Genomic DNA, 13688 nt, shown 5'->3' with positions numbered 1-13688 from the left:
ACCCCCGCCGCAGTAGATCGAGTGCCGGAAGCCCACCGACCTCCCGCTGAGAGCGCTCTCAGGTCTACCGTTCGATGCACCTCGCGCCGGATGGAGAGTGCATCGCCGATGAAACCCACGATCGAGGATGTCGCGCAGTTGGCAGGCGTCTCACGGGCGACCGCGTCCCGGGTGATCAACAACGTGCCCGGCGCGTCCGGCCCGTCGCGCGAACGGGTCCACGCGGCGGTGGCCGAGCTGGGATACGAGCCCAACGAGACCGCCCGGGCCCTCGCCACCGGACGTCAGCGCGCGATCGACGTCATCGTCGTCACCACCGATCCCGGCACCGGCTGGCTCGGCACCCACCCGTACGTCAGCCGCGTCCTCGCGGGGGTGATGCCCGTGCTCCAAGGCGTCAACGCCCAGCTGCGACTGCACGCCGTACGCCGGGAAGCCGCCGCCGACGAGCTCGACGACATCGCGTCGAGCACCACGCTCGGTGCGATCTTCGCCGACATCACCCCGGACCTGGCAGCGCACTTCTACCGCCGCTGTCGCCGCACAGTGTCGATGGTGCGAACAGATTCATCTGTGCCCGGCCTCGAGGCCGACAACGTCGGCGGCGCGTACGACGCGGTCGACCGCCTGCACCAACTGGGCCACCGCCGCATCGCCGCCATCCACGGACCGGCGCTCAACCCCTGCGCGATCGACCGCCGGGCCGGGTACCTCCGAGCGACCCAACGGCTCGGCCTGCCCGACCTGAGCGCGCACGGCGGCTTCCGCCGCGAGGGCGGCCACGACGCCGCGCAACAGTTGCTGGAGCAGCATCCGGACATCGACGCCTTCTTCGTAGCGTGCGATCTGATGGCGGCCGGCGCCGTACAGGCCATCACCGCGAGCGGCCGACGGGTTCCGGACGACGTGAGCATCATCGGCTTCGACGACAGCATCGCCGCGGTCTGCAGCAACCCGCCGCTGACCACGATGCGGCTGCCCGTCGAGGAGATGGCCGCGACCGCGGCACGCCTGCTCCTGGCGGGAGGGCCCGTTCGTAGCCATCGGCAACAGTTCCCGGTCGAGCTCGTCGTACGGGAAAGCACTCGGGACGTGGGCGCGGGGAGTGCCGATGGGAGTCGCTGACCCGGTGCGGACCTCGGACCCAGCCGCGGCCCGTACGTCGGCACTGCGGCTGGTGCTCGGCTCGCCGTTGTACCGCGGCGCGACCGTCGCCTTGTTTCTGTCCGGCCTCGGCTTCTCGGCCGCCGCACCGCAGATCGCGTCCTTCCTCGTCAACGATCTTGGTGCCTCGCTCACAGCTGCTGGACTCTTCTACCTGACCAGCCTGACCGCGCCGGTGCTCGGCTACCTGGTCGGGAGACGGTCGGACCGTACCGGCGCGCGGCTGGGTCTGTTCCGGGTCTGCGTCGTTGCTGGGTTCGCGGGCTGGCTGGGCATCGCGTTCTCCAGCCGGCTGTGGACGCCGTACGTGATCAGCGCGATCGTGCTCGGATTCGCCGGCGCCGCAACCTCGCAGCTGTTCGCCGCGATTCACGACGAGCTGAAGGCGTCTCCGAATCCGGGCAACGACGGCGTGGTCGCCATCGTCCGGATGGCCCTCACCGGCGGTTGGGTCGTCGGCCCCGTCGCCGGGTCGTTCCTGGCGGCCCACACCTCGTTGCGGACGATGCTTCTCGCAACGGCGATCTGCACGCTCGGCCAGGTCGTCCCGCTCGGGCTTCTCCGGCCGCCTCCGTCGTCGACCGGGCAGCTGCTCGAACCGCACGCCCGCGGGCCCGGCGTACGAGCGATGCTGCCGCTGCTCGCGTTCACCGGGCTCTATGTGCTCGTCTACGCGGGGGAGCCGATCAAGTACGCGTACCTGCCGATCTACATGAACGAGCAGTTGCACCTCCCCGCTGGAATCAGCGGCGCGATCATCGGAATCCAGCCTCTGGTCGAGATCCTCCTGATGCCTTTGGCCGTGGTGGTCGCACGCCGGGTCGGAATGATGCGACTGATGGTGGTCGGCGCCGCGTTCGGCGTGGCCGCCAACGTCTGCTTCGCCACGACCGGCACCGTCGCGGGCCTGTTCGCAGGTCAGATCCTGATGGGCGGCGTCTGGGGAGTCTTCGCCGCCCTCGGAATCATCGTCGCCCAACGCCTCCTCCCGTCGGCCGTGGCCACCGCCTCCGCCATCTTCCTCAGCTCAACAGCCCTCGCCTCCGCTGTGGGCGGCGCGGCCGGAGGCCTCGGAGTCACCACGCTCGGCCTGCCCCACGTTTTCCTCATCCCCGCCACACTTGGCCTCGCGGCGGTCGTCGGCCTGACCTTCTTGACCCGCGCTGAGACGAGGGAGCCAGCGCGCTAACCGACCTTCACCACAAACCACGAGCGCCCGCACAGCTGTTGAGCCGATGATGGTGCGATGCCCGAAACCCACTCCCGCCCCGTCCCCGGCGGCCGCGCCGTCTACCTGACCGAACGCCTCTGGAAGCTCGCCGAAGGTCTGCCCGTCGAGTCGGTGCCGATCGACGACATCCGCGAGTTCGACGAGAACTGCTGGTTCGGCGACGGCCCGGTCACCTGCCGCATGGTCGCCCGCCACGCCGGCCGCATCGAGAAGGCCGACCTCCGGTACCCGGTGATCCTCTCGTCCGACGGCCGCCTGATGGACGGCGGCCACCGAATCTCCCGAGCCTGGCTCGACGGCGCGACAACCATCAACGCCGTACGGTTCCTCGTCGATCCGGAGCCGGACTACATCAATGAGGACTCCACCGACTGATTCGCGCCGGCGTCGCGCCGTACTGGTTCAGCTGACACAGTGATCTGGTGCTGAACGTGCCTACGAGGCTGGTGGGCTGCAGTGAAGACCACGATTCCCTTGGCGTCCACGTCCTCCGTACGCCGTTTCGGGACGTGCCTCGCCCGGCCTCTTCCTCGTCGCCGGCTTCAGCGTGGCGGACGTTGGGGAACTGGAGAGCGCTGTGACCGTCGAAGACCTTGCCGACCTGACCCCGGACGAACGACGGGACATCAGCTATCGCGGCCACCCGGCTGGGCGACGTGCTGTTCAACTGGTTCGACTAGGCGGCGCGGACTGCCTCTGACCGCCGCCGCACGCTCGCCGCTACGCTCGGGCCAGATCGGAGGCCCGGATGAACTTCGAGCTGGTGCTGTTGGTCGTGATCACTGTCGGCCTGACATCGCGCGCCCTCTGGGCCTCCGCCGTCCTCCGTCGCCACGTGGGGTGGCTGGTGGCGGCGTCGTGGACGGGTGGCCTCCTCGCCGGCCTCGTTCTGGAGGTCGACTGGTTGGCGGCTGTCTGTGTGCTCGTGTTCATTGTCGGCGAGATGATCTACCAGCTCGGTGGCGATGGACCGTCCGGCGCACCCCCGGCTCGGTGGTTGCGACCCCTGATCCGCCGTTTGCCGGCCGGGCCACCAGGCCGCCACGGACGAAAGTCACACGACGAGAGCACTTGAGCCCGACCAGGGCTGATCGGTCTGAACGCCGCGCAGCCCGCTCCACCGAAGCTGGTGCTCGCCGATCCTCCGTGCCCGAGGTAGCCCGCCCGTCCATACTCGTACCCATCGATCCGACGTTCGGCAAGATCGACCCTGAAGGAGCAGATCATGCCGGGTTCGACGGGCGGGGCTCTTGTCCACATCAACCCGATCCTGAACGTCTCCGATCTGCAGGCCAGCATCAAGTTCTACACAGAAGTCCTCGACTTCGAACTCCTGGGCACCTTCGGATATCCGGCCGACTTCGGCATCATCCGCTGGGACCAGCACGAGATCTATCTGTGCGTGAACGGCCAGGGACAGCCCGGGACGTGGCTCGCACTGTTCGTCAGCGAGCCCGCGGCGTTGTGCGACCGACTCGTCGCCAACGATGCCGAGGTCCTGATGCCCTACGCGGGGGACGGTGGCGAGTTCCGTGTCGCAGACCCGGACGGGCATGTGCTCCGGGTGTTCCCGAGCTCCACGGAGGAGTAGGCGGACTGAGCCTGGCCCTGCGGTCAGGAAAGCGGAGGTCGAAGACGTCATCCAGTTCACGGATGGAGATGAGTTCGTCGCCTTTCGCGCTGCGTGCGAGTTGCCCTGTCGCCTCCCAACCGTGGTCCCCGACCGAGATCGCCACAAGGACATCGAACGCAGCCAGGCAGGTCGAACTGTTCGCCCACCATTCGAGCCGGGCGGCGGTAGTACCTGAGTCCACGCGCCGATCTTGGCATGGCTGCTCGGCGCCCACCCAGCGCGTCAGCGCACACTCGCGTACTCCGCGCGCAAGCGCGGCAATCTCAGCGCGCCAGCGCGCCAGCGCGCACTAGCGCGCACTCGAAGCGCGGCAGCGCGCACCGAAGCGGGCGCAAGCACGCGCACTCAAACCCAGGGCGGGCGGGAGCGGCGCGGAGCACGCGACGAAGGAGCGGGCCTAGCGCCGCGTGGGATGAAAACCTCCACCCCACAAACAAGGACTTGCTCCCCCGCCAGGTTTCGATCCTGGTCTTCGAGATTCAAAGTCTCGCGGGCTGCCGATTACCCCACGGGGGACCGCTGGTGCGTGCGGACAGTTTGCCATGGGTGGGGCGCACGACACGCGCAGGGGTTCCTTACCTACGGGTCCGTAGGTTACGGTTGCGTAGGTAAGCCGTCCTCCACCTGAGGGAACACGACATGACTCCACCCGCCGTGGCCGCACCGGAGGCGCCGACCCGCGCCGCGCAGGCCGACGAGCTCGACGTCGACACCGGGACCCTCGGGGGTGAGCAGAAGCACGTCTGGGAACAGGTCGCGCTCGCGCTGTTCATCGGGATCCCGTTCCTGGCGGTGCTGGCCGCCGTACCGATCGCGTGGGGCGGGTTCCTGGGGTGGCGGGACATCGTCATCGCGGTGGTGTTCTACACGGTCGCGGGGCACGGCATCTCGATCGGGTTCCACCGGCTGTTCACGCACAAGTCGTTCAAGCCGAACCGGCCGATGAAGTACGCCCTGGCGATCGCCGGTTCGCTGGCGATCGAGGGGCCGGTGATTCGCTGGGTGGCCGACCACCGCAAGCACCACAAGTTCTCCGACCGCGACGGCGACCCGCACAGCCCGTGGAAGTACGGCAACACCCTCGGCGCGCTGACCAAGGGCTTCCTGCACGCGCACATCGGCTGGCTGTTCGACACCGAGCAGACGCCGCAGCGGCAGTACGCGCCGGATCTGCTGAAGGACAAGGACATCGTCAAGGTGTCGCGGATGTTCCCGTTCCTCGTGCTCGTGTCGCTGCTGCTGCCGGCCGTCATCGGCGGGCTGTGGTCGTGGTCGATCGAGGGCGCGCTGACCGCGTTCTTCTGGGGCAGCCTGGTCCGGATCGCGCTGCTGCACCACGTGACCTGGTCGATCAACTCGATCTGCCACACGATCGGCGACCGGCCGTTCAAGAGCCGGGACAAGTCGGGCAACGTCTGGTGGCTGGCGATCCTGAGCCAGGGCGAGTCGTGGCACAACCTGCACCACTCCGACCCGACCTGCGCGCGGCACGGCGTACTGAAGGGTCAGCTCGACACCTCGGCGCGCTGCATCTGGTTCTTCGAGCAGCGCGGCTGGGTCAGCGACGTGCGCTGGCCGGTGCCGGAGCGGCTCGAGGCGCGCCGGGTGAGCGCGGAGGAGCAGGCGGCCGAAAAGGCGGCCGAGAAGGCGGCGCGCAGTCGCCGCACCAAGGTCGCGGCCTGAGCTGGTCCGCACCCGCCGTACGGCCGGCGTCCAGTACGCCGGCCGCAGGACCACCAGCCCGTACGACGGCCGCGCGACCGCGCGGCGCCCGGTCACAATCCGGTCCGCGCCCGGGAATCTCCCGGCGCGCGGCACCGGCGTACGGCATGATGCAGACGTGATCTCGACGTGACGGAACCCAAACCGCGACGATCCACCAGGGTCCGGATGACGAGTGCGGAACGTCGCGAGCAACTCATCGTCATCGCCCGTGCGCTGTTCGCCCAGAAGGGCTACGAAGGCACCTCGGTCGAGGAGATCGCGGCGCGCGCCGAGGTTTCGAAGCCGGTCGTGTACGAGCACTTCGGCGGCAAGGAAGGCCTGTACGCCGTGGTGGTGGACCGCGAGGTCCGCAGCCTGCTCGACACCGTGACCGCGTCACTGACGGCGGGCCGCGCGCACGAGCTGGTGGAGCAGGCGGCGCTGGCGCTGCTGGACTACATCGAGAGCTCGTCGGACGGTTTCCGGATCCTGGTCCGGGACTCGCCGGTCGGGTCGTCGAGCGGGTCGTTCATCTCGATCCTGAGCGACGTCGGGACCAGAGTCGAGCACATCCTGGCCGAGGAGTTCAAGCGGCGCGGGCTGGATCCGAAGAACGCGCCGATGTACGCGCAGATGCTGGTCGGCATGGTCGCGCTAACCGGCCAGTGGTGGCTCGACGCGCGCCGCCCGAAGAAGCAGGACGTCGCCGCGCACCTGGTCAATCTGGCGTGGAACGGGCTGTCCGGCCTGGAGGCCAAGCCGACGCTGTCTACGCGCCCGCACAAGTAGGGCGGACGCCCACCACTCACTAACCACCGCCCGATGCACCGTCCGGTGCTCGGTTAAGCGTGAACGTGGGAGCGTCGGCGAGGTTAGTGGGTGGTGGGCGTCCGTGCTACGCCGGTAGGACGCACAGATCCGCCCGTGGCACGACGTTTTGCGCGTGAGTCCGCCGTACGCTGGCCGGCATGACGGGGTTTCTCATGGCTCGGCGGGTCTCGCCGCAGTCCAAGGCGTTCGACCTGCTGCTGGCGGGTGGGCTGACGCTGTTCTTCGGGTTTCTGTCGCTGGCGCAGGCCCAGTTCGCCGGTGTGGTCGGTGTGGCGTTGCTGGTGCCGTTGATCTGGCGGCGTAGCTATCCCGAGCTGGTGTTCTTCGGCGTCTCGGCGATCGCCGTGCTGCAGTGGCTGGCCGGGATCGAGCTGCAGGCCGGCAACATCGGGCTCTTGGTCGCGCTCTACACGATCTCCGTGTACGGCGAAGTGCGCTTCAGCCGGATCGCGCTCGGCATCGGCGGCCTCGGCGTCCTGATGGCGACGGCTCGCTACTGGGCGAACTCCGACTGGCGCCAGCAGATCACGATGATGGTCGCGTTCGGCTCGGTCGTGTTCGGGGTCTGGGCCTTCGGCGAACGTCGCCGGACGCGGGGCCTGTACGTCGCCCAGCTGGAGGAACGCGCCGTCCAGGCCGAGCGGGACCGCGACCGCGAGGCGACGCTCGCGGTGACCAACGAGCGGACCCGGATCGCCCGCGAGATCCACGACGTGGTCGCGCACGGGCTGTCGATCATGATCGTCCAGGCCGACGGAGGCCTGTACGCCGCCGACGCGTCGCCGGAGCAGGCGAAGAAGGCGCTGGCCACGATCGGCGACACCGGGCGCGCGTCGCTGACCGAGATGCGCAAGATGCTCGGCCTGCTCAAGCAGGACGAGCAGAACGAGCTCGACCCGAACCAGCCGCGGCCGCAGCCCGGCGTCTCGTCGTTGCCCGAACTGGTCGAGAACGTGCGCGAGGCCGGATTGACCGTCGACTACGAGGTGACCGGGACGCCGCGGGATCTGCCCGCGCTGCTCGGCCTGACGGCGTACCGGATCGTGCAGGAAGGGCTGACCAACACGCTGAAACACGCCGGGCCGGGGGCGCGGACGTCCGTCACTCTGGACTTCGGGCGCGAGATGCTGACCGTGGTGGTCACCGACGACGGCCGCGGCGGCGGGGTCGCGCCGAGCAGCGACGCGGGGCACGGGCTGGTCGGGATGCGGCAACGCGCCTCGATCTCCGGCGGTACGGTGAACGCCGGGCCCAAGGCGGGCGGTGGGTACGAGGTGGTCGCGAAGCTTCCGTACGCCGGACCGGCTGACCAGTAAGCGATTCCGAGCTGGAGGAACAGCAGCGTGAGCGAGACCGACGACGGCGTGATCCGGGTCTTCCTGGTGGACGATCAGGAGCTGGTCCGGGCCGGATTCACCATGCTGGTGGACTCGCAGCCCGACATGCGGGTGGTGGGGCAGGCCGGCGACGGGGGTGAGGCGCTGGAGAAGTTGCGGGTCACCGCTTCTGACGTCGTACTGATGGATGTGCGGATGCCGCGGCTGGACGGGGTGGAGGCGACGCGGCAGGTGCAGTCGTTGCCTGCGGCACCTAGGGTGATCGTGCTGACGACGTTCGATCTGGACGAGTATGCGTTTGCGGCGATCAAGGCGGGGGCGGCAGGGTTTTTGTTGAAGAACACGCCGCCGGCTGATTTGTTGTCGGCGATTCGTCAGGTGCACTCGGGGGATGCGGTGGTGTCGCCGAGTACTACGCGGCGGTTGCTGGAGCACTTCGCGGGGGCGCTGCCGGATGAGGATCGCGAGGTGCCTGATCTTGCTGAGCTGACTGCTCGCGAGCGCGAGGTGCTGGTGGAGGTCGCGCGGGGGTTGTCGAACCAGGAGATCGCCAAGCTGTTCACGTTGTCGGAGGCGACGGTGAAGACGCACATCGGGCGGATCCTGGCGAAGACGGGGTTGCGGGATCGGGTGGCGCTGGTGGTGCTCGGGTACGAGACCGGGTTGGTGAAGGCGCACGGGTGATCTGTACGGCGCTGAGGTGGGCGGGGATGCGGCCGGGGAGGTCGGCTGTGGCTTAGGTGGCGGCGGCCGGAAAGAGTTGTTGAGGGGGCAGCATCGTCTAGGTGCCCCCGCCACGCCCCCGGGTCACCCCGGGTCACGCCCACCCCGGTCACCCCCCGGGGCTACGCCCACTCGGGGCACGCTCCCTTGTCGCACCCCGCCGGGTCGCGCCCCCGGGTCACGCCTCCGGGGAGTCCCCCCGGGCCACGCCCCTGGTCACGCCCTCCCCGGGCGTGCCCCCGGTCCCCCCCCGAAGGGGTGAACTTGGTGGCTGGCCTTGGGTTGGGCGACCATGGGGGCGCGCGGGGTTGAGGCTGGGAGAGGGTTGGGATGCCGGGGTTGTGGGCGGCGGTGCGGCGGTGGGTCGTGGCCGAGGGGCCTGCGGTGTGGCCGGTGGTGGTGGCGATGGTGGTGGTCGGGGGCGGGCTGTGGGCGGGTGTGCCTTCGGCGGGGCGTGGGGTTTCGCTGACGGCTGAGGCGATGGGTGGGGCGACGCTGCAGCAGGTGCGGCCGAGTGCGAGCGGTGACGTCGACCCGCGGCTGGGGGCCGCGGTGGATGCGGTCCTGGCTCGGCGCGGGATCGCGGTGAAGCAGAAGAACCTGGCGCTGTTCCTCAGGGACGTCGCGCCGGAGTTGCGGGCCGAGCAGCGGCAGGTGTTCGAGAACATGCGGGCGCTGGGGATGTCGGCGACCTATCGCCGCGCCGAGGTCTGGACCAACTACGAGGCCGTACGCCGGTACGGCCTGGCGACCGGCACCTTCCGGGTCAGCATGCGGTACCAGATCTCCGGCAGCCGCCTCGCCGAGGCGGCGACGGACGTCGGGTACACCTACACCGTTCGCGACGGCCGCCTGTTCCTCGTGGACGACAACGACCTGGACCGGGCGATCGGGTCCGGCAGGCAGCCGTGGGACTACGGGCCGATCGACGTGGTGAAGCGGCGCAACGTGCTGGTCGTGGTCGACCGGGGCCGGCTCGCGTACGCCGAACGCCAGGCCGACGAGACGGTGCTGATGGCTCGCAAGGTCCGCGCCCTGTGGAAGGGCTACCTGCAGATCGTCCCGATGGTCGTCGCGATGCGCGAGCCGGGCGTACTGACCGATCTCCCCGCGACGCTGCCCGGCGACGAGCCGGCCAGGGTCCAGCCGATCCCGAGCCCCGCGGAGGACGGCCGCCCGGTCGGCGGCTGGATCGTCGTACGGCCTGAGGCGCAGGAGCGGTTCGACTCGGCCCAGCTGAGCCACGCGCTGATGCACCTGCTCCCGGTCCGGCTCGGCGAGGAGGCTCCGCGCTGGCTCGCCGAGGGCATGGCCCAGTACGCCGAGAGCCTGCAGCTGACCGCGACCGGTCGCGGCAAGCAGGTCGCGGCGGCCCGCGACGACATCCGGCGCCAGGCCCTCGGCGACCTGTCCCGGCTCCCGGCCGACGACGAGTACGACGCTACGGACAGTGACGGAATCAGCTGGCTGGCGGTCGAGCAGCTGGTCAAGCTGGTCGGCCTCCGGGCGGTCACCGACTTCTACCAGCAGGTCGCCCGCCGGGGCTACAACCGGCCGGCCCAGGAGCGGTTGATGGTCGAGTACACCGGCTACACCGAGCAGAAGCTTGTGGATGCGCTGCGAACCCTCGCACAGTGAGGAAGTACGCTTGCGCGGGCGCTCGGTTCCGGGCGTCACGCACGAACTCGCCCAGAACTCGTAGGGAACCCGAGGAGAAGACCGCGTGACTTCCCACCGTCCTGCGACGGTCATCGTGATGGCCGCCGGTCAGGGGACCCGGATGAAATCCGCGACCCCCAAGGTCCTGCACGAGCTCGGCGGGCGCAGCCTCGTCGGGCACGCGGTCGTCACCGCGCGTGCACTCGCGCCCGAGCATCTCGTCGTCGTGGTCGGCACCGGCCGTGAGCAGGTCGAGGCGCACCTGACCGAGGTCGACGCCGGCGTCCGGACCGCCGTCCAGGAGCAGCAGCTCGGGACCGGCGACGCCGTCCGGGCCGGCCTGACCGCCGTACCGGCCGACTTCGACGGGACGGTCGTGGTCATCTCCGGCGACGTCCCGCTGCTGGCTGCCGAGACGCTCCTGGAGCTGATCAGCGAGCACGACAAGCAGGGCAACGCTGTGACGGTGCTCACCGCGCGCGTGCCCGACCCGACCGGGTACGGCCGGATCCTGCCGGGTCCCGACGGCACGGTCGCGGGCATCGTCGAGCACAAGGACGCCACCCCCGAGCAGCGCCAGATCGACGAGATCAACGCCGGGATCTACGCCTTCGACGCGGCCACGCTGCGCGACGGGCTGAGCCGGCTGACCACGGACAACGCGCAGGGCGAGCTGTACCTGACCGATGTCCTGGCCATCGCTCGCGGCGACGGCAAGCGGGTCGGTGCCTGGGTGATCGAGGACGCGATGCAGACCGAGGGCGTGAACGACCGCGTCCAGCTGGCCACGCTGCGCGCCGAGCTGAACCGGCGCACCCTCGACACCCTGATGCGCTCCGGCGTCACGATCGTCGACCCGAGTACGACGTGGGTCGACGGGACCGTCGAGCTGGACCAGGACGTCACCCTGCTGCCGAACACGCAGCTCCACGGCGCGACCACGGTGGCCAGCGGGGCCGTGATCGGCCCGGACACCACACTGACCGACGTACAGGTCGGTGAGGGCGCCTCGATCATCCGGACGCACGGGTCCGGCGCGCGGATCGGCGCGGGCGCCTCGGTCGGTCCGTTCGCGTACCTGCGGCCCGGGACGTCGCTCGGCGTGAAGGGCAAGATCGGCACCTTCGTCGAGACCAAGAACACGACGATCGCCGACGGCGCGAAGGTCCCGCACCTGTCGTACGCCGGGGACGCGACGATCGGTGAGGGCGCGAACATCGGCGCCGGCACGATCTTCGCCAACTACGACGGTGTGCACAAGCACCGCACCACCGTCGGGCGCTACTCCTTCCTCGGCAGCAACTCGGTGCTGGTCGCGCCGGTCGACATCGCCGACGGCGCGTACATCGCGGCCGGGTCCGCGATCGACCAGCCGGTCGGCCCCGGCGAGATCGCGGTCGCCCGCGGGCGGCAGCGCAACATCAAGGGCTGGGTCGCGCGCAGGCGGGCCGGGACGAAGACGGCGAAGGCAGCCGAGGACGCGCTGGCCGGTACGCCGTCCGCGGAGTCCCCGGCGACCGCGCCGGCGGCCGGTGGATCCGGCGAGCAGACGGCGGCTCCGGGAGATCCGGGAGCGCGCAGCGCCGAGGTGCGGTCGGCCGACGGTGCCTCAGGCGACACTGGCGAGAAGGCGTAACGGGAGGCAGTGGCGATGAGCGGGATGAAGCGAACCACCGAGAAGAACCTGATGGTCTTCTCCGGCCGGGCCCATCCCGGTCTGGCCGAAGAGGTGTCCGAGCAGCTCGGCTCCGGCCTGGTGCCGACCTCGGCGTACGACTTCGCCAACGGCGAGATCTACGTCCGGTTCGAGGAGTCGGTCCGGGGCAGCGACGCGTTCGTGATCCAGAGCCACACCTCGCCGATCAACGAGTGGATCATGGAGCAGCTGATCATGGTCGACGCGCTGAAGCGGGCGTCGGCCAAGCGGATCACCGTGGTGCTGCCGTTCTACGGCTACGCCCGGCAGGACAAGAAGCACCGCGGCCGGGAGCCGATCTCGGCCCGGCTGATGGCCGACCTGTTCAAGACCGCCGGCGCGAACCGGCTGATCTGCGTCGACCTGCACACCTCGCAGATCCAGGGCTTCTTCGACGGACCGGTCGACCACCTGATGGCGCTGCCGATCCTGTCCGACTACGTACGGGACAAGTACGGCGACCAGCAGCTCGCCGTGGTCTCGCCGGACGCCGGCCGGATCAAGGTCGCCGAGCAGTGGTCGGCCCGGCTGAACAACGCGCCGCTGGCCTTCATCCACAAGACCCGCGACATCGACCGGCCGAACGAGACCGTCGCCAACCGGGTCGTCGGTGAGGTGGCCGGCCGGGTCTGCATCCTGGTCGACGACATGATCGACACCGCGGGCACGATCACCAAGGCCGCCGACGCCCTGTACGCCGACGGCGCTGCCGGCGTGGTGATCGCGGCCACCCACGCGATCCTGTCCGGTCCGGCGGTGGACCGGCTGAAGAACTGCCAGGCCAGCGAGGTGATCGTCACCAACACGCTGCCGATCTCGGAGGACCGCAAGTTCGACAAGCTCACCGAGCTGTCGATCGCCCCGCTGATCAGCCGCGCGATCCGCGAGGTGTTCGAGGACGGATCGGTGACCAGCCTGTTCGAGGGCAGGGCCTGATCTGGTCGAGCCGTCCGCCGCGGTCCCAGTGCGCCGGCCAGAACAGGAACGGCCACGGGGCCCACATCATCGGACGGCCCGCCAGGCGTAGTACGCGATGCCGATGGCCGCGGCGGTCATCGGTAGCGCGGTGACCAGGCCGATCACGCCGTTGCCGGGGACCAGGAACGTGAGCGCGATCGTCGCGGCGCCTAGCGGGACCCAGCGCGGTACGGCGTGCGAGCGCCACAGCCCGACCGTCTGGACGAGCGTGCCGACCGCGACCAGCAGCGCGCCGGCGATCATCGGCCCGAACAGGTGCAGCGAGTCCTCGGCCATCCGGTCGATGACCGAGGCGCCGGCTGTCGGGTCGACCCCTGGCGCCGTCGCGAAGTAGTACGCCGCGGCCCAGCCGGCGCCGCCCACGGCGTACAGGGCTGTGCCGATCCACATCAGTACGCCGCCGGTCGTGGCCCAGGCGGCGCCGCGACGTCGTACCAGCAGGCTGGTGGCGAACGCCTGGGCCGGGACGTTGAGCACCAACGCGGCGCTGAGGAACACGAGCAGTCCCCACCAGCGGTCGCGCAGCGGCTGGATGTCGGCGTACGTGTAGGTCTCGCCGCCGCCGGACGGCTCCGGCCACAGCAGACCGCCCGGTACGGCGGTCAGCGAGGTCACGGTCAGCGCGAGCGAGACGATTCCGACGCGGCGCCGGGTGATCGGGTCGCTGCCGAGCTGGGTTCTGATCGTCGAGGTGGACATCGTGGGCCTCCCGGAGCCACGGGGAAATCTGAC

General features: G+C 69.9%; 13 protein-coding genes and 1 tRNA gene. 12 read left to right on the top strand and 2 right to left on the bottom strand.

The window, feature by feature from the left end; all coding sequences use genetic code 11:
* The first annotated feature begins 108 nt into the window (after window positions 1–108).
* The 5 genes from HDA39_RS21790 (at window position 109) to HDA39_RS21770 (ending at window position 3986) form a co-directional block, all read left to right on the top strand.
* The gene (locus tag HDA39_RS21790; protein WP_184797830.1) at window positions 109–1125 is read left to right on the top strand and encodes a LacI family DNA-binding transcriptional regulator; all 1017 of its coding nucleotides are present in this window, start codon (window positions 109–111) and stop codon (window positions 1123–1125) included.
* Complete coding sequence (locus tag HDA39_RS21785; protein ID WP_184797828.1) at window positions 1112–2353, top strand: MFS transporter; 1242 nt, start codon at window positions 1112–1114, stop codon at window positions 2351–2353. Before HDA39_RS21790 ends, HDA39_RS21785 begins: the two co-directional genes overlap by 14 nt.
* Window positions 2354–2410: 57 nt before the next feature.
* Window positions 2411–2770, top strand: a complete 360-nt coding sequence (locus HDA39_RS21780; RefSeq protein WP_184797826.1) for a hypothetical protein — start codon at window positions 2411–2413, stop codon at window positions 2768–2770.
* A 373-nt stretch (window positions 2771–3143) separates the two neighbouring features.
* Window positions 3144–3470 carry a hypothetical protein gene (locus HDA39_RS21775; RefSeq protein ID WP_184797825.1) on the top strand — a complete coding sequence of 109 codons (327 nt, stop codon included), beginning with the start codon at window positions 3144–3146 and terminating at the stop codon, window positions 3468–3470.
* Between the two features lie 150 nt (window positions 3471–3620).
* Window positions 3621–3986 carry a VOC family protein gene (locus HDA39_RS21770; RefSeq protein WP_184797823.1) on the top strand — a complete coding sequence of 122 codons (366 nt, stop codon included), beginning with the start codon at window positions 3621–3623 and terminating at the stop codon, window positions 3984–3986.
* A gap of 486 nt (window positions 3987–4472) precedes the next feature.
* On the opposite strand, the gene HDA39_RS21765 is transcribed toward HDA39_RS21770, so the two are convergent.
* Window positions 4473–4544: transfer RNA gene (locus tag HDA39_RS21765), tRNA-Gln, on the bottom strand.
* 123 nt (window positions 4545–4667) lie between these two features.
* On the opposite strand from HDA39_RS21765, the gene HDA39_RS21760 reads away from it, so the two are divergent.
* The 7 genes from HDA39_RS21760 (at window position 4668) to HDA39_RS21730 (ending at window position 12914) form a co-directional block, all read left to right on the top strand.
* On the top strand, window positions 4668–5711 hold the full coding sequence (locus HDA39_RS21760) for an acyl-CoA desaturase (RefSeq protein ID WP_184797821.1): 1044 nt from the start codon (window positions 4668–4670) through the stop codon (window positions 5709–5711).
* A gap of 207 nt (window positions 5712–5918) precedes the next feature.
* The gene (locus HDA39_RS21755) at window positions 5919–6521 is read left to right on the top strand and encodes a TetR/AcrR family transcriptional regulator (RefSeq protein WP_202893088.1); all 603 of its coding nucleotides are present in this window, start codon (window positions 5919–5921) and stop codon (window positions 6519–6521) included.
* 179 nt (window positions 6522–6700) lie between these two features.
* Window positions 6701–7879 (top strand): sensor histidine kinase, encoded by a 1179-nt coding sequence (locus HDA39_RS21750; RefSeq protein WP_184797816.1) that lies wholly within the window; start codon window positions 6701–6703, stop codon window positions 7877–7879.
* Between the two features lie 27 nt (window positions 7880–7906).
* Window positions 7907–8584 carry a response regulator transcription factor gene (locus HDA39_RS21745; protein ID WP_337925843.1) on the top strand — a complete coding sequence of 226 codons (678 nt, stop codon included), beginning with the start codon at window positions 7907–7909 and terminating at the stop codon, window positions 8582–8584.
* A gap of 369 nt (window positions 8585–8953) precedes the next feature.
* The gene (locus HDA39_RS21740) at window positions 8954–10261 is read left to right on the top strand and encodes a hypothetical protein (RefSeq protein ID WP_184797814.1); all 1308 of its coding nucleotides are present in this window, start codon (window positions 8954–8956) and stop codon (window positions 10259–10261) included.
* 85 nt (window positions 10262–10346) lie between these two features.
* Window positions 10347–11918, top strand: a complete 1572-nt coding sequence (gene glmU / locus HDA39_RS21735) for a bifunctional UDP-N-acetylglucosamine diphosphorylase/glucosamine-1-phosphate N-acetyltransferase GlmU (protein ID WP_184797812.1) — start codon at window positions 10347–10349, stop codon at window positions 11916–11918.
* Between the two features lie 15 nt (window positions 11919–11933).
* Entirely contained in the window at window positions 11934–12914 is a 981-nt protein-coding gene (locus HDA39_RS21730; RefSeq protein ID WP_184797810.1) for a ribose-phosphate diphosphokinase, read from the top strand.
* A 66-nt stretch (window positions 12915–12980) separates the two neighbouring features.
* Here the strand turns inward: HDA39_RS21730 and HDA39_RS21725 are convergent, their stop codons facing one another.
* Complete coding sequence (locus HDA39_RS21725; protein WP_184797808.1) at window positions 12981–13655, bottom strand: hypothetical protein; 675 nt, start codon at window positions 13653–13655, stop codon at window positions 12981–12983.
* Window positions 13656–13688 lie beyond the last annotated feature (33 nt).

The sequence above is a fragment of the Kribbella italica genome (genome assembly GCF_014205135.1).
Taxonomy (GTDB): domain Bacteria; phylum Actinomycetota; class Actinomycetes; order Propionibacteriales; family Kribbellaceae; genus Kribbella; species Kribbella italica.
The sequence above is the reverse complement of the archived record's forward strand: the minus strand, read 5'-3'. Positions and strand labels throughout refer to the sequence as shown.